The following is a 26,130-nucleotide window of genomic DNA, read 5'->3' as shown; positions in this document are numbered from 1 at the left end:
AGCTTGTGCCCACGCATGATGTCGGTGGGTGCGCATACCCTGGTTTCATGGCGTTTGCTTCCGAACATCCAGTCGTCGCACATTCCGAGTTTCGTCCGGTCAGCGACATCGAGCGCTCTGACGGCCGGTTCGAGGTCGTCAGCGAATACGAGCCTGCCGGCGATCAGCCCGCTGCCATTGCCGAGCTCGAGAAACGGCTCAACGAGGGCGAGAAGGACATAGTCCTGCTTGGTGCCACCGGCACCGGCAAATCTGCGACGACCGCCTGGCTGATCGAGCGCGTGCAGCGGCCGACGCTGGTGATGGCACCGAACAAGACCTTGGCTGCTCAGTTGGCCAACGAGCTTCGCGAGATGTTGCCGAACAACTCGGTTGAATACTTCGTCTCGTATTACGACTACTACCAGCCTGAGGCATATATCGCTCAGACGGACACGTATATCGAGAAAGACTCGTCGGTCAACGACGACGTCGAACGTCTGCGTCACTCCGCGACGTCGAGCCTGCTCTCGCGACGGGACGTTGTTGTGGTCGCGTCCGTGTCGTGCATCTACGGTCTCGGTACACCGCAGTCTTACCTCGATCGCTCCATCTCGCTCGAAGTGGGCGTCGAGGTTCCGCGTGATGCGTTTCTGCGCCTCCTGGTCGACGTGCAGTACAACCGCAACGATGTTGCGTTCACCCGTGGTTCGTTCCGCGTCCGGGGTGACACGGTTGAAATCATCCCGTCGTACGAGGAGTTGGCGGTTCGGATCGAGTTCTTCGGCGACGAGATCGAGGCGCTGTACTACCTTCATCCGCTCACCGGCGACATCGTCCGGAAAGTGGATACCGTTCGGATCTTCCCCGCGACCCACTATGTTGCCGGGCCCGAGCGTCTCGAGCGTGCGGTCAAGGACATCGAGGCAGAACTCGAACAACGACTCGAAGAGTTGGAAGGCAAGGGCAAACTGCTCGAGGCGCAGCGGCTACGGATGCGAACGCAGTACGACTTGGAGATGATCAAACAGGTCGGATTCTGCTCCGGAATCGAGAACTATTCACGGCACATCGACGGCCGTGGACCTGGCACCGCGCCGGCTACGCTGATCGACTACTTCCCCGAGGATTTCCTGCTGGTCATCGACGAGTCACATGTGACCGTTCCACAGATCGGCGCCATGTACGAGGGTGACATGTCGCGTAAGCGCAACCTGGTGGAGTTCGGTTTCCGCCTGCCGTCGGCGACGGATAACCGGCCGCTGACGTGGGAAGAATTCAGTCAGCGCATCGGTCAGACCGTCTACCTGTCGGCAACGCCAGGCAAGTACGAGTTGGGGCAAGCCGGCGGTGAGTTCGTCGAGCAGGTGATTCGTCCGACAGGTCTCGTCGATCCCGAGGTGATCGTCAAGCCGACCAAGGGGCAGATCGACGACCTGGTTCACGAGATCCGGGAACGCGCGGCAAAGGACGAGCGAGTCCTTGTCACGACATTGACCAAGAAGATGTCGGAAGATCTCACCGATTATCTGCTCGAACTCGGAATCCGGGTTCGCTATCTACACTCCGACATCGACACGTTACGTCGCGTCGAACTGCTGCGGCAGTTGCGACTGGGGGAGTACGACGTCCTGGTCGGCATCAACCTTCTGCGTGAGGGCCTCGACCTTCCCGAGGTGTCGCTTGTTGCGATTCTCGATGCCGACAAGGAGGGCTTCCTGCGGAGTTCCACCAGCCTTATCCAGACCATCGGCCGCGCTGCTCGTAACGTGTCCGGCCAGGTCCACATGTACGCGGACAAGATCACTGCCTCCATGGCGCAGGCAATCGAAGAGACCGAGCGTCGCCGTGAGAAGCAGGTCGAATACAACAAGAAGATGGGGGTTGATCCGCAGCCTCTCCGCAAGAAGATCGCCGACATCCTCGATCAGGTCTACGAGGAAGCCGAGGACACCGCTGCGTCCGTCGACATCGGTGGTTCCGGACGTAACGCGACGCGTGGCCGTCGAGCGCAGGGCGAAGCGGGCCGCGCGGTCAGTGCAGGAGTGTACGAAGGCCGCGACACCAAATCGATGCCCCGGGCCGAATTGGCAGACCTGGTCAAGGAACTCACAGATCAGATGATGAATGCCGCCCGGGACTTGCAGTTCGAGTTGGCCGGTCGTTTGCGTGACGAAATCTCGGATCTCAAGAAGGAGCTTCGAGGCATGGACGCGGCCGGTTTGAAGTAGTTCGGTGGGATGTGTGTGAATCGGGAACGCCCGCTACGGTTCACATATGGATGCACAGACTGCCGGCAAGACCGGCCGTACTCTCGAACTTCTCCATTCGTTGGCTTACTTCGTTCCGGAGACGGAAAAGGAATTGGTTGCGCTGGGGCTCGAGCCGGGCCGGATGGTGTACTTCGCGGGTCGCGCTGCGCCCTTGGGTACGCCACCCGCCACTGTCGTGACGTCGGCGTTCTACAACTTCAATCCGGAGTTGGTCGCCAGCGTGATTCCGCGCGCGTGGGACCTCGCGAAACCGTCGGAGATTGTTGCTGCGCGCTACCGCGCCATCGACGCCGCGTACGTTCGTCTCCTCGGCGAAGAGGTGACGTCGTCACAGGACATGGCTGAAGCTGCCGAGTTGGTTTCCATTGCAGCGCGGAACATCCCCGGCGTCGAGGGGCGTCCGCTGTACGCCGGTTGGGCTTCCGTCGAGTGGCCGACCGTGCCGCACCTCGCGTTCTGGCACGCACTGACTTTGCTGCGGGAGTACCGCGGTGACGGACACATCGCCGCACTGCAGACTGCCGGACTGAACGGGTTGGAAGCCTTGATCACCCACACCGCCACGGGTATCGGATTCCAGCAGAAGTTTGCTCAGAGTCGTCGCGGGTGGTCTGCCGAGCAGTGGGCGCAAGGTGTCCAGGATCTTCAGGATCGAGAGTTGCTCGATCGTAAGTCGGGAGCACTGACCGAGGACGGGCAGGAACTGCGCGACGTCGTGGAGGACTTGACGGACGATCTGGCTTTGGCGCCGTGGGACGCCTTGGGCGAATCCGGAGCAGACAGGCTTCTCGAACTGGCAGCGCCGTGGCGTGCTGCACTGACTGAACAGGACGTGTTTCCCGCAGCGCTTTTCGGTCCGCGATTCGGAAACCTGCGCTGATCCGGAATTCAGTGTAATTTTTTGATGTGACTGCAGATCACATTCACTGCGGTGTTGTGGTGTGTATGGCAATTGGCACTATCGCTGCGCTCTGCCCGCTAATGTCAGCAGCGCTGACTATCCCGTAACCGCTGACTATCTCGTAACCATGGAGGATGAATGAGTGCCTACCGGACCGTTGTCGTAGGAACCGATGGCTCCGAGTCGTCACTGAAAGCAGTCGACCGGGCCGCAAGCATTGCAGCCGATGCCAGTGCGCAATTGATTATCGCGTGCGCGTACTACCCGGCAGACCCCAAGGACGTCAGCGCTGCGGCAGATGTACTCGGCGACGAGGCATACCAGGTCACAGGTTCGACACCTACCTACGAAATCCTCCGAACGGCTCGGGAGCGCGCACATGCGGCCGGCGCGGAGAAGGTCGTGGAACGGGCAATCGTCGGAGCGCCCGTCGAGTCGTTGCTCGCCTTGCTCGACGAGGTCGAGGGTGATCTGTTGGTCATCGGTAACCGTGGACTCAACACACTGACCGGGCGTCTACTCGGATCGGTACCGTCGGATGCTGCACGAAAGGCAACATCCGACGTCCTGATCGTTCATACCGTTCGCTGAAAGTTCTCAGCAGTACTCGGTCTCGGCCGCGTCGACGATCACGGTTCCCAATCGATAGGGATCGGCACTGATCGGCGATGCGGCCGAACTGTTTTCGGTGCTCTCCACGTCTTGGAGTTGGCCAGGTCGGCTGGTGGCGCCGTTGTGCGTCACGCTGCGCAAATTCTCGATGATCATCGTTCGATCCGTGCCCACCGCCAACTGACGGCAGATTCCGTCCCCGAGTGCTTGCAGGGTGTCGTCGGTAAGCGGTGTGGTGACGCCGTCGGCCGTGATCGCGTCCCGGAACCGTTCGAGTGCCTGAAGCTCGGGTGAGTCGGCCGTGGCAGTGGCAGGTGCGGCGCCGTCGGCGGTATCCGACGGCGAAGACTCGGCCTGAGCGCATCCGATCAGCGTCCCGGCGCACAGGCCGATCAGCGCAGCTCCGACGACCTGTGGGCGGCGACGGAGTAGCCACTGCGGCATGCGTGCGGCGATCGGAGCGGTCACGAGAAGATTTCCTTCAGTAGAAGTGGCACGAGAGAACCTACTCCGCCGCATCACATCACGGGTGTGAATGCAGCTTCGGCGATGTTGTCGAGCACAGCCGGAAGCGATTCGACGTGAATGATGCCGAGTCGCTGGGTTGCGCGGGTCAGTGCGACGTACAGGTCATTCATTCCGCGCGGCGATTCGTCGAGGATATCCGAGGGTTCGACGATGAAAACGGTGTCGAATTCCAGGCCCTTGACGTCCTTGACGGAGAGCACGCTGACAGAGTCGCCGGCGAGGCCGGACAGGTTCTTCACCGTCTCGTGCCCGGCGATCACCGCAGTCAAGCCTGCGTGAGACTCGTGGTCGATGCAGCGACGCACCGTCTCCTGGAGATTCTCCGCTGTGGTTTTCAGTGACCACGGTGCAAAACCGCTGTCTCTGACCGACCGGGGTACTGCTTGCGTGGGATCGATTTCTTCGAGCACCCGGTGTGCCACATCCATGATTTCCGACGGGGTTCGATAGTTCACGGTCAGCTGTGTGAGCTTCCAACGCTTCGCGACGTACGGTTCGAGGATCGTCTGCCATGACGACGTGCCGGCGGGATCACCGGTCTGCGCTGTGTCGCCCACCAACGTCATCCAGCGATTCGGTATGCGGCGCATCAACATTCGCCACGCCATAGCCGACAACTCCTGGGCCTCGTCCACGATCACGTGACCGTAGGTCCAGGTTCGATCACCTGCTGCGCGCTCGGCAGTGGTCTGATGCTGGCCCAAATCGTGACGCTGGGCGAGTTGACTGGCGTCGATCAGGTCGTAGGCCATCAGGATTTCGGGGTCCATCTCGTCTTCGAGATCCTGCGGCGCCGACCCTGTCAGAATATCGAGAGCGCCCTGTGCGTCGGCAATCTGAGCGCGCCATTGTCGTTGTGCCCGTTCGCGTTCAGCGGCGTCGTCAACGCCGAGAATTTCGGCCAGCTCGTCGAGTAGCGGCGCGTCCGCGGCACTGAATCCGGGGCCGACGCTTTGCAACAATTCCGAGCGCTGGTTGTCGTCGAATTGTGGAGCGGCTTTTTCCAGTCGCCGCGGTGACGTCCAGAGTTCGGCGAGAATCTGTTGCGGCGACAACTCGGGCCATAGTGAGCCGATTGCGGACATGATGTCGGCGTCTTCGCGCATCTCGTCACGGATGTCGGCGATGTCGTCACGACTCAGGAGCGAACCGCCGTCCACCAGATTTCCGCCGATGATCTCGGCCATCTGTAGAGCCAGCGCTTCGATGACCGCTGATACGAAGATCGGCCTGGCCAAGTTGTGCGGCCGGCGGGACGAGCGGGCACGGCCACGGGCCTTGGTGACTGTCTTTCGATCCAGTTTCAGGTCGTAGGTGTCGAATCGGAGAACAATCGGCGATGACGGTACTTCCTGGCGATCACGGACAGCGTTCTTGAGTACTTCGAGGATGTCGAGTGAACCCTTGATCTCACCGGCCGCAAGCGAATCGATTCGTGTTGCGCGCACTCCGGGATACAGGTCGCCGATGGTGGAGAGTAGAACGCCGGTTTCACCAAGTGACGGGAGCACCTGACTGATGTAGTCGAGGAACGTTGCGTTAGGGCCGATGATGAGTACTCCGGCCTTCGCCAATTGCTGGCGATAGGTGTAGAGCAGGAACGCTGCACGGTGGAGCGCCACAGCGGTTTTGCCGGTACCGGGGCCACCCTGAACCACGAGCACACTCTTGTGTTCGGATCGGATGATCGAATCCTGCTCGGTCTGGATGGTTTCGACGATGTCGTTCATCTGGCCCGTGCGGGCGGCGTTCAATGCGTCGAGTAGCGCGCTCTCGCCGGCTACGCCACCGGCTTCGGTGACAACGCCGGCAGCGCGAGCTGCGTCGAGGTCGAGGTATTCGTCGTTGATTCCGGTGACCGCGCGGCTACGGCTACGGATGTGGCGTCGACGCTTCACGCCCTCAGGCGCCGCTGGTGTCGCGAGGTAGAACGGGCGGGCCATCGGGGCGCGCCAGTCGAGGAGGAGCGTCTCGTAGTCGTTCTCGGTGTCGAGAATTCCCAGGCGGCCGACGTAGCGATGTTCGTCGTCGAAATCGATTCTGCCGAAGCACAGTCCATTTTCGGCTGCGTCGTACTTGGCTAGATCCTCGGTGTACATCGCGTTGAACGATTCGCGTTCACTGCGTGCCTGCGGGGTTCCACCGCTTTCCAGCAAGACGGTGCTCAGGCGCGATTTGGCATGCTTCCGGAGCTCGTCGAGACGGGAATACAGCATCGTCACGTACTGCTGCTCGAGCTGTTGCTCGGTGTGTGACGGGTCCGCGTCGGGCAAGGGTTCTCCTAGGCTTGGTGAAAGAAGTTCGAGCACCGCAAAAGTGCCAAGACAGTCTAGTTCGCTTAGGTGAATGGGGTGTATCCAACGAGGTCAGGCCACCCGAGGGTGGCCTGACCGGACGTGTGATTGTGTCAGTGCGTCAATTCGTCGCGCTTCTCGCGGGCCTTCGCCAGGGCGATTTCGGCGCGTTTGCGAGCTCGCTTGCCGAGGACCTCGGACTGCTCGGATGCAGTCTCCGCCCATTCGTTGCTTTTTTCGAGCGCAAGTTCTGCAAACTCGGCGCTGCGCTTGCCGGCTAACTCCGCCAGTTCGGACCCACGCTCGCGGGCCGTTTCTGCCAGTTCCGCCCCGCGCTTCTGGGCAACCTCGAGAATCTCGGGGCCTCGTTCCTTTGCGATCTCGAGCAATTCGGCACCGTGAACCTTCGCAGCTTCGGCTAGCTCGGTCCCACGCTCCGATGCAACGGCGAGTGCATGCTCGAGACGTTCGCCGGTGTGATCGTCGTGGTTCGCGGCTGCCAAGGGCAGCGTCGCCGCGATCGAGGCCTGCGCCTTCCTGGCGGCGCGGCGACCGCGCCAGCCGAGTGACGGTTTGCCCTCGGTGTCGACGGCGGCGATCATCAGGCCGCCGAGCAGGCTGACGTTCTTGATGAAGTTGGTGCGTTGCATCGCGCGAAGTGTGGGGTCCGACTCGTTCCAGAAATCGTGGCCTGCAACTGTGGTGGGGATCAGGCTCCCCGCCAGTGCCAACGATGCGACGCGTGGAGCCTTTCCGCTTGCCAGCAATGCCCCGCCGCCGATCTGGATTACCGCGTTGAGCTTGATCAGTGTCTCTGGGTCTGCGGGCAATTTTTGTGTCACCGCGCCGGGGAGTGTTTCCACTGATTTGTCGATCAGCGGAGTTGCTTTTGCCGCACGTTGCGCAGGATTACGGAGCGCATCGATCCCCCCGGCAATGAAAATGGTGGAAAGTAGTGGACGAGCAATTCGACGTACCAGCATGTTCCAAGCCTCCCGATGTAGGTCCTTTCCACACTAGCGATCAGAACGAAACCTGGGACAGGTTACGTTTTGCCGGCCGCTGTGGGAAGACTGCAAAAACCGCGTCCATCAGCGAAGAATTAACCGAAACTCGGCTGCGACACACCTTGGGACGACGGCGTGGGAGGTTTGACGATGGATCGCAACGTCGACGTAGTGGTGGTCGGTGGTGGCCCAGCAGGTATGACCGTGGCTGGTGATCTTGCGCGGCTGGGGCGCTCGGTGGCTGTAGTGGAGAAGTGGCCGACGATCAACCCGTCCAGCCGGGCGTTTGCAACGATGGCGCGAACACTGGAGTTGCTCGATGCGCGCGGAATGGCCGACCAGCTACTTGCGACGAGCACGACCACCCCGGGGATCAACCTTTTCAAGGGTGCAAAGCTGGACCTCACCCACCTGAGATCTCGCTACCGGTTCGCCATGATTACCGCGCAGACCAACGTCGACCAAGCCCTCGAGCTCTATGCCAAGGACCAGGGAGCAGACATTCACCGTGGTATCGCGCTTGTCGATCTCGTTCAGGACGACGCCGGAGTCACCCTCACTGCTCGTCCCAAAGACGATGACAACCCTTCGTCCACGATGACGTGGCGCGCCAAATACGTCGTTGGGGCGGACGGCGCCCACAGTACGGTTCGCGACCTGGTCGGGATGGATTTCCCCGGGAAATCCGTGCTGTCGTCAGTGGTGTTGGCTGACGTGAAACTGACCGCCGGACCGCACGACGGTGGCCTCACGCTGGGGGACACTCCACGTGAGTTCGGGTTCCTTGCGCCCTACGGGAAGGAGGACAGTAGCGGCGCTTGGTATCGCTCGATGACCTGGGATCGACGGCGTCAGGTTCCCGATACCGATCCGGTGGGAGAAGCCGAGATCGTGGGTGCGCTGAACCGGGCCATGGGACGCGATATGGGCGTCGTCGAAATAGGCTGGCATTCGCGTTTCCATTGCGACGAGCGTCAGGTTCGCGACTATCGCAGCGGCAGGGTGTTTCTGGTGGGGGATGCCGCACACGTGCACTCGCCGATGGGCGCACAAGGAATGAACACCGGAATTCAGGATGGTGTCAACCTGGCCTGGAAACTCGGCGCTGTATTGGCCGGCGCCGACGATTCGATCCTGGATACCTATCACCGCGAGCGGCACCCGATCGGGAAGCAAGTGGTTCGGCGATCGGGGCTGATGATGCGCGCCGTCACCGTGCACCCGCGACTCGCCAGGTTCATGCGCGATCGCCTTGCTGCGCATATTCTGTCGATCCCGAAGGTGCGTGACCTCGTCGCCGGCAGTTTTGCGGGCACTGAGCTGCGTTATCCCTCGCCGGACGGACAGAGTGATCTAGTCGGGACTCGTGCGACGGAAGTGCCGCTACACGAAGGCCGACTCACGGAACTGCAGCGCCTGCCGGGTTTTGTTCTCATCCGCGAGCGCGCGAACACCTCGACGATGCAGAAACCGGGACCAGATCTACTCGTCCAAGCGCAACGCGTGGACGACGGACCGGCGCTACTGGTCCGGCCCGACGGTTACGTAGCGTGGGCAGGGAGTTCTACTTCTCGAGAGGGAGAAGAGGGTTGGCCGGCAGCGCTGTCGCGGTGGACCGGAGCGCGATAGTTATCGCCGCGATCCCCAGCGATGGGGGTCGCTCTCCAACGAGGCTCTGTCCCAGCGCCCCGAATCGGCGGCAGCAGCGTAGGTGGTCTGTAGAAACGCAAGCAGTGTCGCGTCCGGGTCGGTGGCCGTCCGGACTGCTTCGTACGGCAGAAGAAACTGACCGAAATCGTTGCTGTAGAACGCTGCCGACGGTTCGACGCGATAGCCCTCGAACGCCGCAGGCGCGGGGTACGAGTACGAATAGAACGCGCCTTCCTCGCCGCCGCCCGGCCAGAAGCCGCAGCTGCTCAATTCGTGAGAGTAACCTTCCACCATCACCCAGTCGCCACAGTTGGGGGCTCCCCCTGGATGTGGTGGCGCAGTGCGTCCGGAGAATCGTGTACAGGCGAGGTCCATTGCGCCCCAGAAGAAGTGGACCGGCGATACCTTTCCGATGAATCCCGCACGGAACGACGCGATGACGCGGTCGGCCTGAACGAGTTGGCGCCAGAACAAGTGGACGGCTTCGGCGTCGTAGGAGCAGTGGACGTGATCGTCGGCAAACGGAAGCGCCGGCTCGACTTCATTCGGTGTTGGCTGAATTGCCACTGAAATGCCCAGGGCGCGTAGTGCTTCCATCGTGCGTGCATAGAACGTCGATACCGATTGAGGTTCGAGTGGAATCTCGTGTGACTCCCCAGAACTGGTGCGGATGCGTAGTTGGTGTTCGCAGAAATCGAACTCGATATCGAAAATGCGGTCGCCGTAGGGGATGGACGATGTGGTCAAACCTCGCGGAGTGACGTACAGCGTGACCTGCCACCAGTGGTTGACCAGTGGTGAACATGCGAGTCGGATCTTTCCCACGATCTGCACCCACATGTGCAGGGTGTCGCGCGTGTCGGTCCAGTCGTTCACACGCAGTGCTGGCCAATCCGCCGGTCTATTGGATGTTGTCATTTGACGTCCTCCGCACTCGATCGGCAATCGGGCCTACTTCGGAGTCTGGCACGGGTGGGTTCGACATGCACGCAACCGATGACGTGACATAGCTCGAGAGTTCGCTGAAATCTATTGGTACGTACCTATAGCTGGCGAATGTGGATCGAAAATTTGGCTTTGAACTGCATGTTTCAATTCAGACCGAAAATTCTTTGGTACGCACCTTGACTTGTGAACTGGCTCACGCTTATATCTAAACCTGAACTTAGATTTATATCTGACGCGAAATGGCTGCGTCCTGGCTGCCGGCTCGGATTGTCGGTGTGCCACAACCGCTTGCCCTGTTTCATCCCGTCCACCAACTGTCCTGGAGAACGAATGAAGAACAAGCTCAAGGTCCTCGGTCCGACGCTAGTGATCGCACTTGCCATCGCCGGCTGCTCCTCGAAGGCGACCGACAATGCCGACTCGGGAGAATCGGGCGGCGTGAAGGCAGGCGTCGGCGTGACGTCCGATGCCATCACCCTCGGTGCGCTGGTCCCTCTCAGCGGACCGATCGGCGGTCTTGGCCAGGACGGGGTTGCAGGCATCCAACTGTGGTTCGACAAGGTCAATGCCGGCGGTGGAGTCTGCGATCGTGAATTGCGGATCGAATCGCGTGACAACAAGTACAACTCGCAGGAGACGATGACGCAGTACACGTCGCTGCGGACGGATATCGCGGGAATTGTCAATCTGTCGCCGGGAACTGACGCGGTGACGCTCGGGCCCAAGCTCGCTCAGGACGGACTCGCCGTATTGGCAGGTTCGTACGATCCGGTGCTCCTGACCGTGCCGCAGGCCTTCATGCCGGGGGCACCGTACGACGTCGAAGCTGTCAACGGTGTTGCCTACCTCGTGGAGAAAGGGATCCTCAAGGAGGGCGACACGATCGGTGTCATCGCGTATCCCAACGGCATCGGTGTAGCGGTGACAAACGGGGTGGCCGGTGCAGCGCAACAGTTCGGTCTGAAGGTGGAGAACACAAAGATCGACAGCACGGCTACCGACGCGACCGCGCAGGTCAACACTTTGCGCCAGGCGGGTGCCAAGGCGATAGTCATGGGCACCGCGAGCGCACAAACCGTTTCGGCTGCTGCTGTCGCGAAGGCCGGCGGATACGACGTCGTGATTCAAGCCACCAACTTGCTGTCAAGTGGCGACCTGGCGGGGCCGGCCCGTGATGCGCTTGTCGATCACGTTGTCCTGACCTCGAACAGTGCACCGTTCAGTTCTGATGCGGCGCCGGTCCAGGAACTTCTCGCCGCCTGGGAGGCCAAGTACGGCGACCGCGCGGCAACCGCACCTGCTGCCGCCGGGTATCTGATGGCGCAACTGCTCGAAAAGGGCCTGAACCAGGCGTGTGAGGACAAGGATCTGACTCCGCAGGGCATCACCACAGCCATGAGCAAAGTGGGAGTAATCGACACCGACGGTCTCGCTGTCGACCTCGATTTCTCCAACCCAGGAACGGCGCCGTCGCTGGAGTCGTTCATTCTCGTGCCGGATCCGAATGCCAAGGGTGGAACCGTGATTGCGCAGACTCCCACCGCCAGCGCCGCTGCAGTGAAGTACGCCGCCGACAAGAGCTACACCAAGTGAGTGTAGGACGAGGAGGGCCACGATGATCGAAGTCGATTCCCTTGCAGTGAGTTACGGTTCTGCGAAGGTATTCCACGACGTGAACCTGCGCGTCGACGAGGGACAGATCGTTGCGCTGATCGGGAATAACGGTGCGGGTAAAACGACACTCCTGCGGGCACTCTCGGGAATTCTCGGTGCCCAAGGCGGACAGGTGGTCGCCGGGACGGTGCGCGGCGAGGGTCTGGACCTCGATCGGAGCAATGCAGACAAGATCGTTCGACACGGCATCGTTCAGGTGCCTGAGGGGCGTCGAATCTTCGCGCAGCTGACGGTCCAGGAGAACCTCATGGCCGGCGCGTTGTCGGTGCGTTCGCGGTCCCGCGTGGCGGCCAGCCTGCGCCGGGTCCGCGAACTGTTTCCGATCCTCGTAGAGAGGGCCGGCCAAACCGCCGGCCTGCTGTCCGGTGGAGAGCAGCAGATGCTCGCAATCGGACGGGCGCTGATGAGTGAGCCGAAGGTATTACTGATGGATGAGCCGTCGTTGGGTCTGGCTCCTCTCGTCGCTCGGCAGATCATGGACACGATTACACAGGTGAATGCGGACGGGACGAGTGTTCTACTGGTTGAACAGAATACGAGGCTTGCACTCTCCGTCGCGCACCATGCGTACGTCCTCAACGGCGGTACCATGGCCGCGCAGGGGCCGGCCGCAGACCTGATCGATTCCGACATGCTCCTCGAGCTCACACTGGGTAAGACCACCGCCCACGGTTCCGCCGTGCTGACCAAGGCAGGGGGCCGGGGTGATGAGTGAAGTAGACGGAAACCTTCTCACGGCCGAGGGACTCACGGTTCGGTTCGGCGGCGTTCTTGCACTCGATGATGTCTCGTTTGCCATCCGGCGGGGCACGATTCATTCGTTGATCGGGCCGAACGGGGCCGGGAAATCGACGTGTTTCAACGCACTCACTGCGCTGTATCCCCTGGCGTCGGGCATGGTTCGTTTCGGTGACGTGCGGCTAGATACAGTGCCACAGCACCAGATCATCACCCACGGAATTGCCCGTACGTTCCAGAATCTGGTGCTCCCGCCGCATCTGACAGTGGCGGACACACTTCGTGTCGGTCGCCACCACCGCACGCGCACTGGGATGTTCGCCGCTGCGCTTGCTCTCCCGTCAGCGCGTCGTGAGAGGACTGAGGACGACGAAGTCGTTCGCACGATGGCGGAGGCGCTGGGAATCGAGAAGTACCTCGACCAGTCCGTGGGTCCGTTGCCCTACGGCATCCGAAAGAAGGTGGAGATCGCCCGCGCTTTGTGTGCGCAGCCGTCGCTGCTGTTACTCGACGAGCCTGTTGCCGGAATGAACGATGCCGAATCGTGGGCCCTGGGTGAGCAGATACTGGAATGCCGCGATCGCTTCGATCTGACCGTGCTTCTCGTCGAGCACGACATGGACTTGGTTCTCGGTCTCTCCGACCACATCACCGTATTGCAGTCCGGCAGGGTAATTGCCGACGCCGCACCTGAAGTGGTGCAACGAGATCCCGCTGTCATCGCCGCATACCTCGGTAGTGAGGCGCCGTTCGAAGTCGAGAGGACTTCTCGTGGATAGTTTCTTGAATGCCTTGGCCGGTGGGGTCTCACTCGGCGCGCTGTATGCCGTGATGGCCCTAGGATTCGTGGTCATCTACCGAGCCACCGGGATCCTCAATTTCGCCCACGGCGGGTTCCTGCTCTCCGGCGTTTTCGTGGCGGCACTCGTCAGCGAATCGCATGGATATCTGGTCGGTGTCCTAGCCGGGTTGGCGGTGGGAGCGCTGGTCGCGATCGTCACCGACGTCGTTTTCATTCGTCAATCACGAACACAGGACCACGTAACTCTGACGATTCTTACTCTCGGCGTGAATTTGCTGATCGTCACCGAAGTCAGCCGTCGTCTCGGAGCGGAAACGTGGCCACTGAATGATCCGGTCGGGGATCGCATCGTCGAGTTCGGGATGATTACGATGCCTGCGTCCCGGCTCATTGCGCTCGGCGTTGCGGTAGCTGCGATCGCGGTGTTTCTGCTCTTGTTCCGCTTTACCAACTGGGGGCTGGCAATGCGGGTGAGCAACCAGGATGCGGAGGTTGCCAAGTTGATGGGCGTGCGTTTGTCGCGTGTCTCGTGGACGAGCTGGGCGATTGGTGGTGCACTGGCCGTTCTCGCAGGGTTGTTCCTTGCGTCCTTCCCGGCTGCAGGTGTTGCACCGTCCTTGGCGGACACAGCATTTCGCGCTTTCCCGGCTGCCGTTATCGGCGGTCTGGGATCGGTCACCGGCGCGCTGGTCGGCGGATTGATGCTCGGCCTGACGGAGGCGTTTGCGGCAACCTACGAGAGTTCTTTGGGCGGGTGGGCGCACAACCTTTCGGGTATCAGCGCCTGGATTCTTCTGCTGGTCGTCCTGCTGGTGCGTTCCGAGGGGCTGTTCAGCACAAAGCAGGTGGCCCGTGTCTAGAGGACGTTTCCTCGTGGTGGGTCTTGTGGTCGCACTGGTCATCGCGCCGTACTTCGTCGGCGAGTTCTGGTTGCAACTAGGCGGTTTGGCGATGGCGGCAGCGATCGCTGCGATGGGTTTGGCGATGCTCGTGGGCGTGGCGGGGCAGATTTCGTTGGCGCATGCGGTCTTCGTCGGTATCGGCGCCTACGGGTACGTCACATTGGCGAGCCCACCCGGTGACAATGTCTGGGGCCTGGGTTTGCCGCCTGCGGTCGCAGCCGTCGGGGCAGTGCTCACCGCGGGGATCGGGGGCCTGCTGCTCAGCCCGTTGTCGAGTCGGGTAACCGGACTCTATCTGGCGGTCGTCACCATCGGGCTTGTGTTCATCTGGGTTCACTTTCTCAACGAGGTCGAACAATTGAGCGGTGGCTACATCGGCAGAGCTGTCCCGGAATTCGAGATCCTCGGCGTGAATTTCGGTGACAGCGAACCGTGGAATGTGCTCGGTGTGCCCTTCGGCGCGGTGGAGAAACTGTGGTTGCTCGGAATCGCACTCGTAGCAGTTGCGTACATTGCGGCTCGCAGAATTGTTCAGGCCAGGCCCGGCCTGGCTCTGTCCATGGTGCGTGAGAGCGAAGTGGCGGCCTCGGCGATGGGTGTCAACGTAGGCCGGAACAAGGCTGCGGCATTCTTCGTCGCCTCCGTATACGCCGGTATTGCGGGTGTCCTTCTTGCAGTGACGATTCAGTTCATCACTCCACAGGCGTTCGGGTTCCTGCTGTCGACCGATTACCTGGTCATCATCATCATCGGTGGTCTCGGCAGCCTGCGCGGCGCCATTGCCGGCGCGGTGTTCGTCACCGCACTGCCGCGGGTGCTCGGGCAGTTCGCCGGCAACATTCCCTTTCTCGTGCCAGTAGGACAAGGCGGCATCGACGCAAACGTCATGAGCGTTTTTGTCTACTGCGGTCTACTGATTCTCGTGATCATGTTTGCCCGCGGTGGGCTCGATCGAGTTCTCGGATGGCTGCTCGGACCGACGCACCGCGCGGGCTCCAGACCCGGGCCGAAGCAAGAACTCGCGCCGCCGCCTGAGCCTGACCCGACGCCCGAACCACACCAGGAGAAGGAGACCGTCTGATGTACACCTGGCTGCATGTCCTTGACTGGCGTGCCACATCCGATCCGGACGCGCTGGCCGTGAGCGACGATCGGGAGCAGTTGACCTACCGACAGTTTCGAGCCCGCGTCGAGCGCACTGCTGCGCAGTGGTGGGCACGCGGCATTCGGCCGGACGACGTTGTGGCGGTGATCGCACGCAACAGCGCCGAATTTCTGGTTCAGACATTGGGTCTCATGAGACTCGGAGCGCTGCCGTTGCTCGTGAACTGGCGAATGACTGCGCACGAAATCGATCGTTTGCTCGATACTGCCACGCCCGCAGGTATTTTCGTCGACCAGGCCTATCAGTCCGTCATGGAGAACCGAGACGATCTCGTCCGTGTGGTTTCAGGAGCGAAGAGTGAGGGCTGGACGGGAGCGGATTGCTGCGGCGAACCACCGGCGCCGTATCCACGGGATCGGTTGCGTGCCGATCAGGCGGCGTTCCTCATGCACAGTAGTGGAACCACCGGTCTGCCCAAGATCATCCCGCTCGATCACGGCGCCCTCATCCGGGGGCTCGCGGGGTTCGCGATCGACATCGGCGACCAGCAGCGAGGCAGTCGCCACCTGGTGATGATGCCGCTGTTCCACCTCGCAGGGTTCGCCCAGGCGATGCAGTGCTTCCTCACCGGAGGAACGCTCTTCATTCACGACGGTGTCGACATCGACCGCGTCATCGACGTGATCGGGCGCGAGCGGATCAACTTCTTCACCGCCGCCCCGACTATCGTCGAGATGCTCGTTGACACGATGGAGCGGACCACACAGGACGCAGATCTGTCGAGCCTGCTCGAAGTGCAGTACGGCGCTGCCCCGATCGAATCGGAGCTGCTCGAGAGGGCGCTTCGTGTGATCTGCCGACGGTTCCGACAAATCTACGGCAGCACCGAACTCCAGGGTTTCCTGTCGGTCCTGCGACCGGAGGATCATGTCCCGGGGAGCGCTCGGCTCGCTACCGCGGGCCAGATCTCGCAGGGATGGGAGGCGCGGATCGTCGATCCCGCCGGGAACGCGCAACCGACGGGCGCACCCGGCGAGTTGTGGGTTCGTAGCGAGAATGTCATCCGCGAGTACTGGCGAAATCCCGTCGAGACCGAAGCAGCCTTCACCAGTGACGGCTGGTACCGGACGGGCGACATGGCAGTGCTCGACGAGGACAACTTCCTCCGGATCGTCGGACGTTCGAAAGACATGATCATCAGCGGCGGCGAGAACGTGTACCCCGCCGAAATCGAGCGGGCACTGCTCGACCACCCGGCAGTTGTCGACGTCGCAGTCGTTGCACGGCCGCATCCGAAGTGGGGTGAGACCCCGGTGGCGTTCGTCGTGTGCGCAGCGGGTGTCGTCCCGGATGTCGGCGAACTGGACAGCCACTGCCGAGAACGGCTGGCGGGGTTCAAGTGTCCGTCCTCGATCCAACACATCACAGAGCTGCCGCGCAATGCTCTGGGCAAGGTGCGCAAAGTCGAACTGCGCGAGCGCCTGGTAGCCGGTTCCGCCTAAACGGCCCTTCAGCTTCGCGTACAAGAGGACGAGGAGAACATGGATCATCATTATTCAATCGGACGAATGCTCGAGTACTGGTCACAGGAAAGGCCCGATTCACCTGGTATTGCCGTCGAAGGTGTTGCCGCACATACCTTTGGCGAGTGGTATCGGCACAGCAGTCGGCTCGCCAACGGCTTCGCTGTTTTGGTGCCTGATAGTGCCACCATCCGTGGCGTCGGTTTTGCGGGAAAGAGTGCAGTGTCGTGGGGAGTGGTGCTTGCTGCAGCTTCCTTGGTGAAAGCCACTGCTACGCCACTTAATTGGCGGCTGAGCCGCCGGGAGATGCAAGAGATAGTCGCGGATGCGAACCTGGATGCGATCGTGGTCGAGGCAGAATTTATGCCGCAGTTCGGATATCCGGTACCGGAGGACGGCCGTACCCGCCTACTCGTCCCGGATGCACAGCCACAGGATTTCGAGAATTGGCTGGCGCAGTTTTCCGAGGAGCCTGTGACACCCGCCGCCGGCCCGGACGATATCGCGCTCATGGTTTATACGTCGGGAACATCCGGTCGGCCCAAGGGTGTGCAGCTGTCCAACCGGGCGATCGCTGCCAATCTTGCGTCCAACCCACCCTGGCAGATCCACCCGGGAGACGTTGTCATGGTTCCGGCGCCGAACTTCCATATTTCCGGCACCGGTTGGATCTTCTACTGTCTCGGGCTTGGCGCCGGTTCGCACCACGTTCTCGACGTCCGTCCGGAGTTGGTGCTGCCCGTCCTGGCCGGGGGCGCTGTCAACCACGCTTTGACAGTGCCCGCCGTGGTGCAGATGTTGGTCGAGCACGAGAGTGCGCGCCGCTCGACGTACCCGGAGTTGCGGACCCTGATCTATGGCGGTTCGCCGATGTCGCCCACCGTTGCCTCGGTTGCGCAGGACGTCTTCGGCTGTGACCTCATGCAAGCCTATGGAATGACCGAAACTTGCGGTCCGATAACGATTCTCGATGCAGAGGATCATCGCGGCGGCGGCGGCCTGCTGCTCGCGTCGGCCGGTCGGCCTGTGCGCGGCGTCGAAATGGGTGTCTTCGACCCTGTCACGGGGGAACGGGTATCGGTGGGTGCGACCGGCGAGGTGTGGACACGCAGCGAGATGCTGTTGACGGGATACCACAACCAGCCGGATGAACTAGCCGCAGTGCTCAGTGGCGACGGTTGGTTCCGGACTGGAGACGCGGGCTACCTCGACGAAGACGGGTATCTGTTTCTCTGCGACCGGGTCAAGGACATGATTGTCTCCGGCGGGGAGAACGTGTATCCGGTGGAAGTGGAGAACGTGCTCATGGCGCATCCCGCTGTGCGCGACGCCGCCGTGATCGCAGTGCCGCACGAGCGTTGGGGTGAGACGGTGAAAGCCGTGATTGTGCCCACCCGCGAGGGCCTGGATGTGAGCGACGTGATCTCCTACTGCCGGCAGCATCTGGCGCACTACAAGTGCCCCACGTCGGTTGACATCGTGGCCGAACTACCGCGAAACCCCAGTGGCAAGCTTCTCAAACGTGAGCTGCGCAGGCCCTATTGGGCGCAACATGAGCGGGGGATCGCATGAATCCCCACGACCGGGAGGAAAAGATAAGTGGTAGCTCGGTATGAGGAGGTAGCGCGTTCACTCGCCCGACGGATCGAGGACGGGTCGTATCCGGTGGGCTCGAAGCTGCCGACGGAGATAAGCCTCGCCGACAGCTACGCAGTGTCCCGAGCCACGGTCCGTTCGGCGTTGGGTTCCCTGGAGAGCTTGGGCATGGTGTCGCGGCGACGCAAGATCGGGACAACGGTGGAATCCATCCAGCCCACCGGCGGATATTCGCGCACCGTCACGAACATGAACGATTTGCTGCAGTACTCGGTCGAGACTCGACGGCTGGTGCTGACTCGAGACGGCGTGGTTGCCGATCAGCTGTTGGCTGAGCAGATCGGCGGCCATGCCGGTGATCGGTGGGCGCGCATCCGGATGTTGCGCCTCGGTGATCTCGGTGAAGAGAGCCCGGTGTGCCACACGGACGTGTACCTCGATCCTGACGTCGCCGCTACCGTCGGAGACCGCCTCGAACGCCCGGACGGTCTCATCAACGAGATCGTCGAGCGGTGTACCGGGCGCCTGACCGATCGCGTCGAGCAGCGAATCCGTGCGTGCGCCTTGCCGAACGACCTTGCCGATCTATTGCGTGCCGAGGCGGGTTCGCCCTGCCTCGAAATCACCCGCAGATATGTAGAGAGCTCGGGGGCGGTAGCCCAGGTGACGGTGTCGATACACCCGGGCGATCGATTCGACTTCAACGTGTCGATGCAGCGGCGTCGTTGAGAACAGCTAGCTCAGAACAGCTATGGAGGAAAATTGAGGATCACCGAGATCCGCGAGCTTGATGTGCCGCTGGTCGGCGCCATCTCGAACGCGGTTGTCAGCTTCGATCGGCACAAGGTGTCCCTTGTCGCCGTTGTCACCGACATAATTCGGAACGGGCGTCCGTTGGTGGGTGTTGCCTTCAACTCGATCGGGAGGCACTCGCAGGGCGGTATTCTGCGCGAACGGATGATTCCGCGGGTCCTCGAGGCAGACCCGGACACTCTGCTGTCGCCGACCACCGGGTTGCTGGATCCTGCTCGGGTTCTGAAGGTCGCCCGCACAGACGAGAAGCCAGGAGGTCACGGAGACCGCGCGGCGGCGGCGAGTGCGATCGAACTGGCGGTGTGGGACGTGCTCGCCAAGTACCACGATGAACCGGTTTACCAGACGATCGCGCGAGCATACGGCCGGACGCCGCTGGCTTCGGGTGCGCCGGTCTACGCCGCCGGAGGTTACTACCAGGACATCGACGACCTGGGGAGATTGCGAGCTGAGATCGCCGGTTACCGGGCTGCCGGATACTCGGCCGTCAAGATCAAGATCGGTGGGGTCGAACTCGGCGAGGATCTGCGCCGGATCGATGCTGCCATCGAGGTCACCGGGAGCGGACGACATCTGGCGGTCGATGCAAACGGTCGTTTCGACCGTGACCAAGCCTTGAAATACGCCGAGGCGCTCGCCCCCTATGGTCTGCGCTGGTACGAGGAGGCGGTCGATCCGCTCGATTACGCCCTGTGCAGCGATCTGTGCGAGGTCTACGACGGCGTGATCGCGACTGGCGAGAACCTTTTTTCCACACAAGACGTCGGTAACCTCCTCCGATTCGGTGGTCTACGACCGGATCGCGACATCCTCCAGATGGATGCGGGACTGAGTTACGGCCTGACCGAGTACGCGGAAATGATTGCGCTGATGGAACACCGGGGCTTCGATCGAACGGCCGCAATGCCCCACGGTGGGCACCTGATGAATCTGCATATCGTCGTCGGGTTGGGTTTGGGCGGTTGCGAAGCGTATCCGGGTGTCTTCCAACCGTTCGGCGGTTACAGCGACGATTGTGTCCTGGCCGACGGACTGATTCGACCCGCGGACAACCCCGGGTTCGGGTTGGAGGCGAAGTCGGGTCTGGCCGAGAGAATCGTGGAGTTGGTGACATGAACCAATCTCTGAAGATTGCAGTAGTAGGTTGCGGCGCAATGGGTTCCGTGTACGCAGGCCGCTTGTCTGGGGCCGGCCACGACGTGCTGGTGGTGGACCGCTGGGGAGATCACGTTCAGGCCATCTCAACCTCGGGTCTGCGAATTTCAGGTCCGGACGGGGAACGTGTGGTGCCTGTGCGCGCTTTCCTGACGATCCCGAACGAGTCGGTTGATCTCGTCGTACTCGCTGTCAAGGCCGCCGACGTCGCCGGCGCCGCCGCCTCCCTCGGGATGTTGATCGGTGACGACACCGTGGTGCTCACGATTCAGAACGGATTGGGATCGGCGGACGAGGTCGCTCGGCACGTCGGCGCAGACCGACTGGCTGTGGGCATTGCAAGCGGTTTCGGCGCGTCGCTGATCGCTCCTGGCCGGGTGAATCACAACGCGATGAGGGCGATGCGATTCGGTGCTTACGGAGATCTCTCGTTCGAGGCCGTCGACAGGGTTGCCGGTGCGTGGCGGACAGCGGGATTCGACGCGCTGGCTGTGGCCGACATCGCAGCGATGCAGTGGGAGAAGCTGATCTGCAATGTCGCATACAGTGCGCCGTGTGCGCTCACCGGTCTCACCGTGGGCGATGTGCTCGATCACGAGCACATGGGTCCGGTCAGCCGGGCCGCCGCGACGGAGACCTGGGAGATAGCCAGGGCCCGCGATATCGCGATCGATGTGGCAGACCCGGTCGCTTTCGTACGGGATTTCGGTGCGGCGATGCCCGCAGCAAAACCGTCGGCGCTACTCGATCACGAAGCCGGGCGGGTCAGTGAGATCGGATCGATCAACGGCGCTGTTCCCCGAGAAGCCGCAAAGGTGGGGCGGCTTGCGCCGGTCAATGCGACACTGACGGCACTGGTCCGAACCCGTGAAGCCGGATTCGGGGTTCGATAGGCAGACGGAGCCGAGTGTTGCGACCGGCTCGGTGGTTAAACCGGCCGGCTCAGTGGTCCCCAGGACCGCTGAGCCGGCCGCGCACTGCCGTCATCGCCGCTACTGCAGGCGATACCAGGTGAGTCCGCGCCCCAGGGCCTTGGCGACCCTCGAAATTCCGATTGGTCGTCGATGCCGAACGTTGTCCGGGACCAAGTGCATCCGGGTTCATGGCAGTGCACATCGAACACCCGGCGGAACGCCACGCAAATCCGGCCTGAGTGAAGATCCGGTCGAGGCCCTCAGCCTCGGCCGCCGCCGCAACGGCTCGTGAACCGGGAACGACGAGGGCCCGGACGCCGGGAGCAACGGTGCGGCCTGTGAGAACCTGGGCTGCCGCACGTAAGTCTTCGAGCCGACCGTTGGTACACGATCCGATGAAAACAGTGTCAATTGTTATGTCGCGCATAGGCGTTCCTGGCTCGAGGGCCATGTAGGCAAGGGCGCGTGTCGCCGCTTCGCGCTCGGCGGGATCGCTGTAGTCGTCGGGGGATGGGACAAAGCCGTCCAGCGAGACCGAGTGACTGGGGATGGTGCCCCAGGTGACCGTGGGGGAGACGTCGGAGGCGGACAATTCGTGCGTGTAGTCGAAGAGGGCGCCGTCGTCCGTCTGCAAGGTTTGCCAGTAGGTGAGCACCTGGTTCCACAAAGCGCCTGTCGGAGCGTGCTTGCGGCCGCGCAGATAAGCAAAGGTCACGCCGTCGGGGGCAACCAGGCCGCCGCGTGCGCCGCATTCGATAGTCATGTTGCACAAGGTCATTCGCTGTTCCATGCTGAGCGAACGAATCGCGCTTCCGCGGTATTCGATGACGCTTCCGGCGCCGCCGTTGGGACCTAGAGTGCGAACGACGTACAGGGCGAGGTCTTTTGCGCTCACGCTGGTGTCGAGATGGCCGTCGACGCATACCTGCATCGAATTCGGCTTCTCCATGCGGAGTGTTTGTGTCGCCATGACGTGCTCGACCTGACTCGTTCCGATCCCGAATGCAAGTGCGCCGAACGCTCCGTGGGTGGAGGTGTGCGAATCGCCGCACACGATTGTCAGGCCGGGCTGCGTCAAGCCCTGCTCGGGTCCGATGACGTGAACGATGCCGTTGCCGGCTGAGTCCATGGGGTTGTGTGGCACACCGAAGGCCGCGCAGTTGCGGCGAACCAACTCCAATTGCAGTCGGCTCATCGGATCCGAGATGGGAGACCCAGCTCCGGTGGTAGGTACGTTGTGGTCCTCCGTCGCCATGGTCAGATCCGGCCGACGGACTGGACGGCCCGCGGCCCGGAGTCCCTCGAAGGCTTGTGGAGACGTCATTTCGTGAAGCAAGTGCAGGTCGACGTAGAGCAGGTCGGGGCCGGTTTCGCCGCGAACCACAACGTGCTCGTCCCAGAGCTTGTCGAACAGGGTACGCGGCGCCACGGCCCGTCCTTCCGGTATTCAGTCAGCGCTGGCTCTAGTCGTTGACGGATACGGGCTTACGGCGGTCCGCTCCAGTTCGCGGAGTGTGTGAGACGTCGTGCGGACCGAAGGCACGCATCCAGCATGCGAACTCGAGGAGTATGCCGTCGGGGTCCTGGAAGTAGAACGAGCGGACGTACACGCCGTCGTGCATCTCGGTCGCGATCTGGGAAGGGCTGTCGTCGTGATTCACGAGAGGGCCCACCCGGACACCTGATTCCTTCAGCTTCTGGCGATAGTCCTGGAACTTCTCCGGTGGGACATCGAACGCGATGTGATTGAGCGAACTCACAGCGCTCGTCCATTCGCCGAAGCCGGGCTTCTCGACCGGCGCGGAAATGCCTGGCACGCCGTCGGGAGCGTCGGTGAACCAGAAGAACGCTAGTGAGTTCCCGTTGCCGACGTCGAAGAAGAAATGTTGTCCGATGCCGTCGGGAAGATCGACGGTCTTTACGAGCGGAAAGCCGAGGATGTTGGTGTAGAAGTCCACCGTCCTTTCCATATCCGAGCAGACGAGCGCGACATGGTTGAAGCCGCGGACTTCGAAACGGGGCGAGTTCATGGGCATCCCTTCCAGAGTGAAAATATGATTCTAACATCAGATTCATATGCGGACAATGGTCGTGCAGTGAGCAGTGGGCGCAGCCTTAACGTGCTTCTGGTGTAGAAAGACGGCTGGAGATCCAAGGCTGCCGTGAAAGGGTGCGCACATGACTGGTCCTGAGAAGGCGCGACCGACAAAGCGTGGCCGCGAGACGTTGGAAGCGATCGATGCGGCTGCACGAAAGGTGATCGCGAAGAAAGGCTTCCTCAAGATGCGCGTGGCTGACATTCTCGCGGAAGCCGGAAGATCGCCGGCCTCGTTCTACAACTACTACGAATCCAAGGAGGCGTTGCTCGAGAGTTGGGCACGTCAGTTCCAGGTGGATGCGCGTGTGCGTGCGCAGGCCAATCGGAAGCTGGTCGGCCGCGAACCGAGGCAGCGTGTAGAGGCTTCAGCCAGGGCCCACTGGGAGACATACCGAGAGCGACTTGCGGAGATGGTGGGGGTCTTTCAGCTCGCCATGGTCAACGACGACTTCGCTCGGGTCTGGGACGAGCTCTGTGACGAAGCTATTTCCGGTATTGCCGAGGAAGTCGTCATCGCGCAGGAACGGGGATACTGCCCTGGCGTCGATCCACGTCTCACCGCCACGGCGATTGTGGGGATGTTGAACATGTTCAGTTACGAGAAGCTGGCTAACGGGGGCGCCGCGGGCGTAGATGACGAGGCATGCATCGCCACGTTGACCGAGATCTGGTTCCGTGCCGTGTATTGGCGCGAGTGAGAGGTATGGACTTATGGCTCGGCGCCGTGATACTAAATCTGAACCCAGATTTATAAACAAGGAGTCGTAGTGGCCATCGAACGCACCTTTGTCGGACTGCCGAGTCTTAACCTTCCCCGGATGGGCGCGGGTGGACACCCGTGTCAGGGTCTCTACCACCGGCGGGCCGGAACGCGCCCGAAGACGGCGGTCATCGCGACGCACTACCAGATCGACTTTTCCGAGCATTACATGGCGGATTATCTTGCGGAACGGGGGGTCGGCTTCCTCGGCTGGAATACCCGGTTCCGCGGAGACGAGGCGAGATTCATCCTGGATTACGCACTCAGTGATATCGGAGTTGGCGTTCGTTGGCTCCGCGAGGAAGCCGGTGTGGAGAACGTCATCCTGCTTGGCAACTCGGGCGGTGGTTCGCTCATGGCGGCTTACCAGTCTCAGGCGGTGGCACCGAGTATCACACCGTTACCCGGAATGTCCCTGGCGGCAGGTGTCGAAAACCTGCCGGCCGGCGATGCGTACATCTCGACCGCAGCTCACCTGGGTCGGCCTGACGTTCTCACTTCATGGATGGACGGTTCGGTCACTGATGAGAGCGATCCTCTGGCAACCGATTCATCCCTCGACTTGTTCGATCCGGCTAACGGGCCTGCTTACAGTGTCGAGTTCGTCGAGCGCTACCGGGCCGCGCAGGTTGCCAGAAACCATCGCATCACCAGATGGGTGAAGGAGGAATTCGAGCGACTCACGGCCGCGGGCTACCACGACCGGCCGTTTTCGGTGTTCCGGACCTGGGCTGATCCGCGGATGGTCGATCCGACCCTCGAACCCACCAATCGCAAGGCGAACCTCTGCTACGCCGGAGTCCCGGAGCGCGCCAACCGGTCGGTCTTCGGAATTGCCTCGGCCTGCACCTTGCGGACGTGGCTTTCGCTATGGAGTCTCGAGGACTCGCAGACGCGGGCGGTCGCGCATCTGCCCAACATCACCGTTCCCGCACTTGTGGTCAACGGTTTGCAGGATACGGGTGTGTTCCCCAGTGATGCTGACGCGATCCACGGGTTGATTGGCGCGCAGGACAAGGAGTTTCACGCGTTGGAGGCGGATCACTACTTCCTCACCCCCGGTGCCCGTGACGAGCTTGCCGATCTGACAGCAGCCTGGATCGAGAAGCGATTCGGAGTGTCGAGCTAGTCACAGTTTCTTCGAAATCGAATCTTCGACGACGCCCGCTCCGGTATTCGATACTGGAGCGGGCGCCCCCATCTCCAAGTCACCAACCGCGTTCGCGCCACTCCTGCAAGTGCGGACGCTCGGCGCCGAGTGTCGTGTCCTTGCCGTGGCCGGGGTAGACGATGGCGGAGTCGTCGTAGCGTCCGAAGAGCTTGGTCTCGACATCGCTGAGCAGTGAGGTGAATTTCTCGGGATCAGCGGTCTTACCCACTCCGCCTGGGAAGAGCGAGTCGCCGGTGAAAACGTGAACCTGGCCCGACGGTTCGGTGAGTTCGCAATGATCGCCGGCCCCGCAGAAGCGATCGAACTTATCATCGCGGATTCTCGGCTCGACGCGGTAATTCATGATCCCGAGGAAAATCCTCCTTTCTATCACTGAATATCGAATGTCTTCGGATCGGCGGTGAGTTCAAAGTGAAAGTTTGGAAGATCGACAAAATATTTTCAGTTCCGGAACGAACTGGCTGATTGATAACTAACGCTTCCGGATTTCGTCGAAAAAGGGGGGATCGGTAGGTTTAGTCACGAAACGGGGATGGTGCCGTTGCAAGGCGGAATGTTCGCCCCCACGACCTGCGCATCGATCTGCGCCGGGATAGATGAAAAGCGCCGCGGCCGACATTGATCAGCGATTGGAGCGATCAATCGAGTCGCCTACTGCGAGCAGGTTGAGATCAGGTTCGCGCTGCC

The 26,130-nt window shown here is 61.7% G+C and carries 22 protein-coding genes and 1 pseudogene; 16 read left to right on the top strand and 7 right to left on the bottom strand.

Annotated elements, in window-relative coordinates; translation table 11 throughout:
- Positions 1-47 precede the first annotated feature (47 nt).
- The 3 genes from uvrB (at position 48) to CJ178_RS06890 (ending at position 3,744) form a co-directional block, all read left to right on the top strand.
- Positions 48-2,210 (top strand): excinuclease ABC subunit UvrB, encoded by a 2,163-nt coding sequence (gene uvrB, locus CJ178_RS06900; RefSeq protein WP_033230821.1) that lies wholly within the window; start codon positions 48-50, stop codon positions 2,208-2,210.
- Between the two features lie 46 nt (positions 2,211-2,256).
- The gene (locus tag CJ178_RS06895; RefSeq protein ID WP_045070036.1) at positions 2,257-3,132 is read left to right on the top strand and encodes an SCO6745 family protein; all 876 of its coding nucleotides are present in this window, start codon (positions 2,257-2,259) and stop codon (positions 3,130-3,132) included.
- 159 nt (positions 3,133-3,291) lie between these two features.
- Positions 3,292-3,744: a universal stress protein gene (locus CJ178_RS06890; protein WP_033230819.1), complete on the top strand. Its 453-nt coding sequence runs from the start codon at positions 3,292-3,294 to the stop codon at positions 3,742-3,744.
- Between the two features lie 6 nt (positions 3,745-3,750).
- On the opposite strand, the gene CJ178_RS06885 is transcribed toward CJ178_RS06890, so the two are convergent.
- The 3 genes from CJ178_RS06885 to CJ178_RS06875 form a co-directional block, all read right to left on the bottom strand.
- The gene (locus CJ178_RS06885) at positions 3,751-4,233 is read right to left on the bottom strand and encodes a hypothetical protein (protein WP_051730181.1); all 483 of its coding nucleotides are present in this window, start codon (positions 4,231-4,233) and stop codon (positions 3,751-3,753) included.
- A 50-nt stretch (positions 4,234-4,283) separates the two neighbouring features.
- The gene (locus CJ178_RS06880) at positions 4,284-6,566 is read right to left on the bottom strand and encodes a HelD family protein (RefSeq protein WP_095886415.1); all 2,283 of its coding nucleotides are present in this window, start codon (positions 6,564-6,566) and stop codon (positions 4,284-4,286) included.
- A gap of 134 nt (positions 6,567-6,700) precedes the next feature.
- On the bottom strand, positions 6,701-7,570 hold the full coding sequence (locus CJ178_RS06875) for a DoxX family protein (RefSeq protein ID WP_095886414.1): 870 nt from the start codon (positions 7,568-7,570) through the stop codon (positions 6,701-6,703).
- Between the two features lie 174 nt (positions 7,571-7,744).
- On the opposite strand from CJ178_RS06875, the gene CJ178_RS06870 reads away from it, so the two are divergent.
- Entirely contained in the window at positions 7,745-9,223 is a 1,479-nt protein-coding gene (locus CJ178_RS06870) for an FAD-dependent monooxygenase (RefSeq protein ID WP_095887871.1), read from the top strand.
- Here CJ178_RS06870 and CJ178_RS06865 read toward each other — a convergent pair whose 3' ends face one another.
- Complete coding sequence (locus CJ178_RS06865; RefSeq protein WP_095886413.1) at positions 9,224-10,162, bottom strand: DUF5996 family protein; 939 nt, start codon at positions 10,160-10,162, stop codon at positions 9,224-9,226.
- Positions 10,163-10,522: 360 nt separating this feature from the next.
- Here CJ178_RS06865 and CJ178_RS06860 point away from each other — a divergent pair, with 360 nt between their 5' ends.
- From CJ178_RS06860 to CJ178_RS06815, 10 genes are read left to right on the top strand one after another with little or no spacing between them, the layout of a single operon-like run.
- Entirely contained in the window at positions 10,523-11,785 is a 1,263-nt protein-coding gene (locus CJ178_RS06860; protein ID WP_033230814.1) for an ABC transporter substrate-binding protein, read from the top strand.
- A gap of 22 nt (positions 11,786-11,807) precedes the next feature.
- Positions 11,808-12,581 carry an ABC transporter ATP-binding protein gene (locus CJ178_RS06855; RefSeq protein ID WP_033230813.1) on the top strand — a complete coding sequence of 258 codons (774 nt, stop codon included), beginning with the start codon at positions 11,808-11,810 and terminating at the stop codon, positions 12,579-12,581.
- A complete protein-coding gene (locus CJ178_RS06850) occupies positions 12,574-13,383 on the top strand; it encodes an ABC transporter ATP-binding protein (RefSeq protein WP_033230812.1) in 810 nt (269 codons plus the stop codon). The genes CJ178_RS06855 and CJ178_RS06850 overlap by 8 nt, the downstream gene beginning before the upstream one ends.
- Positions 13,376-14,266 carry a branched-chain amino acid ABC transporter permease gene (locus CJ178_RS06845; RefSeq protein ID WP_033230811.1) on the top strand — a complete coding sequence of 297 codons (891 nt, stop codon included), beginning with the start codon at positions 13,376-13,378 and terminating at the stop codon, positions 14,264-14,266. Before CJ178_RS06850 ends, CJ178_RS06845 begins: the two co-directional genes overlap by 8 nt.
- Positions 14,259-15,389: a branched-chain amino acid ABC transporter permease gene (locus CJ178_RS06840; RefSeq protein WP_033230810.1), complete on the top strand. Its 1,131-nt coding sequence runs from the start codon at positions 14,259-14,261 to the stop codon at positions 15,387-15,389. Before CJ178_RS06845 ends, CJ178_RS06840 begins: the two co-directional genes overlap by 8 nt.
- The gene (locus tag CJ178_RS06835; protein WP_033230809.1) at positions 15,389-16,915 is read left to right on the top strand and encodes a class I adenylate-forming enzyme family protein; all 1,527 of its coding nucleotides are present in this window, start codon (positions 15,389-15,391) and stop codon (positions 16,913-16,915) included. The genes CJ178_RS06840 and CJ178_RS06835 overlap by 1 nt, the downstream gene beginning before the upstream one ends.
- A gap of 39 nt (positions 16,916-16,954) precedes the next feature.
- Positions 16,955-18,508: an AMP-binding protein gene (locus CJ178_RS06830; protein WP_095886412.1), complete on the top strand. Its 1,554-nt coding sequence runs from the start codon at positions 16,955-16,957 to the stop codon at positions 18,506-18,508.
- A gap of 27 nt (positions 18,509-18,535) precedes the next feature.
- Positions 18,536-19,261, top strand: coding sequence for a GntR family transcriptional regulator (locus tag CJ178_RS06825; protein ID WP_033230807.1), 726 nt, complete (start codon positions 18,536-18,538; stop codon positions 19,259-19,261).
- 33 nt (positions 19,262-19,294) lie between these two features.
- Entirely contained in the window at positions 19,295-20,461 is a 1,167-nt protein-coding gene (locus CJ178_RS06820) for an enolase C-terminal domain-like protein (RefSeq protein WP_033230806.1), read from the top strand.
- 8 nt (positions 20,462-20,469) lie between these two features.
- On the top strand, positions 20,470-21,393 hold the full coding sequence (locus tag CJ178_RS06815; protein WP_095887870.1) for a ketopantoate reductase family protein: 924 nt from the start codon (positions 20,470-20,472) through the stop codon (positions 21,391-21,393).
- A gap of 49 nt (positions 21,394-21,442) precedes the next feature.
- On the opposite strand, the gene leuC is transcribed toward CJ178_RS06815, so the two are convergent.
- The gene (leuC, locus tag CJ178_RS06810; protein WP_095886411.1) at positions 21,443-22,861 is read right to left on the bottom strand and encodes a 3-isopropylmalate dehydratase large subunit; all 1,419 of its coding nucleotides are present in this window, start codon (positions 22,859-22,861) and stop codon (positions 21,443-21,445) included.
- A gap of 16 nt (positions 22,862-22,877) precedes the next feature.
- The gene (locus CJ178_RS06805; RefSeq protein ID WP_371851300.1) at positions 22,878-23,444 is read right to left on the bottom strand and encodes a VOC family protein; all 567 of its coding nucleotides are present in this window, start codon (positions 23,442-23,444) and stop codon (positions 22,878-22,880) included.
- Between the two features lie 148 nt (positions 23,445-23,592).
- Between CJ178_RS06805 and CJ178_RS06800 the strand changes: the two genes are divergently transcribed.
- Positions 23,593-24,210, top strand: a complete 618-nt coding sequence (locus CJ178_RS06800) for a TetR/AcrR family transcriptional regulator (protein ID WP_033230803.1) — start codon at positions 23,593-23,595, stop codon at positions 24,208-24,210.
- A 69-nt stretch (positions 24,211-24,279) separates the two neighbouring features.
- Positions 24,280-25,401 carry an alpha/beta hydrolase gene (locus CJ178_RS06795; RefSeq protein WP_045070009.1) on the top strand — a complete coding sequence of 374 codons (1,122 nt, stop codon included), beginning with the start codon at positions 24,280-24,282 and terminating at the stop codon, positions 25,399-25,401.
- 79 nt (positions 25,402-25,480) lie between these two features.
- Here CJ178_RS06795 and CJ178_RS06790 read toward each other — a convergent pair.
- A pseudogene (locus CJ178_RS06790) lies at positions 25,481-25,711 on the bottom strand (MBL fold metallo-hydrolase); the annotation flags it as partial.
- Between the last annotated feature and the right edge of the window lie 419 nt (positions 25,712-26,130).

The organism is Rhodococcus sp. ACPA4, assembly GCF_002300185.1.
In the GTDB taxonomy this organism is placed as follows: Bacteria; Actinomycetota; Actinomycetes; order Mycobacteriales; family Mycobacteriaceae; genus Rhodococcus_F; species Rhodococcus_F globerula.
This window is presented reverse-complemented; position numbering and strand designations above follow the sequence as displayed.

Excerpts from the sequence above, each read along its gene's own strand:
- uvrB (WP_033230821.1), top strand. The coding sequence starts at position 48 with ATGGCGTTTGCTTCCGAACATCCAGTCGTCGCACATTCCGAGTTTCGT.
- CJ178_RS06895 (WP_045070036.1), top strand. The coding sequence starts at position 2,257 with ATGGATGCACAGACTGCCGGCAAGACCGGCCGTACTCTCGAACTTCTC.
- CJ178_RS06890 (WP_033230819.1), top strand. The coding sequence starts at position 3,292 with ATGAGTGCCTACCGGACCGTTGTCGTAGGAACCGATGGCTCCGAGTCG.
- CJ178_RS06875 (WP_095886414.1), bottom strand. The coding sequence starts at position 7,570 with ATGCTGGTACGTCGAATTGCTCGTCCACTACTTTCCACCATTTTCATT.
- CJ178_RS06870 (WP_095887871.1), top strand. The coding sequence starts at position 7,745 with ATGGATCGCAACGTCGACGTAGTGGTGGTCGGTGGTGGCCCAGCAGGT.
- CJ178_RS06865 (WP_095886413.1), bottom strand. The coding sequence starts at position 10,162 with ATGACAACATCCAATAGACCGGCGGATTGGCCAGCACTGCGTGTGAAC.
- CJ178_RS06860 (WP_033230814.1), top strand. The coding sequence starts at position 10,523 with ATGAAGAACAAGCTCAAGGTCCTCGGTCCGACGCTAGTGATCGCACTT.
- CJ178_RS06855 (WP_033230813.1), top strand. The coding sequence starts at position 11,808 with ATGATCGAAGTCGATTCCCTTGCAGTGAGTTACGGTTCTGCGAAGGTA.
- CJ178_RS06850 (WP_033230812.1), top strand. The coding sequence starts at position 12,574 with ATGAGTGAAGTAGACGGAAACCTTCTCACGGCCGAGGGACTCACGGTT.
- CJ178_RS06835 (WP_033230809.1), top strand. The coding sequence starts at position 15,389 with ATGTACACCTGGCTGCATGTCCTTGACTGGCGTGCCACATCCGATCCG.
- CJ178_RS06830 (WP_095886412.1), top strand. The coding sequence starts at position 16,955 with ATGGATCATCATTATTCAATCGGACGAATGCTCGAGTACTGGTCACAG.
- CJ178_RS06805 (WP_371851300.1), bottom strand. The coding sequence starts at position 23,444 with ATGAACTCGCCCCGTTTCGAAGTCCGCGGCTTCAACCATGTCGCGCTC.
- CJ178_RS06800 (WP_033230803.1), top strand. The coding sequence starts at position 23,593 with ATGACTGGTCCTGAGAAGGCGCGACCGACAAAGCGTGGCCGCGAGACG.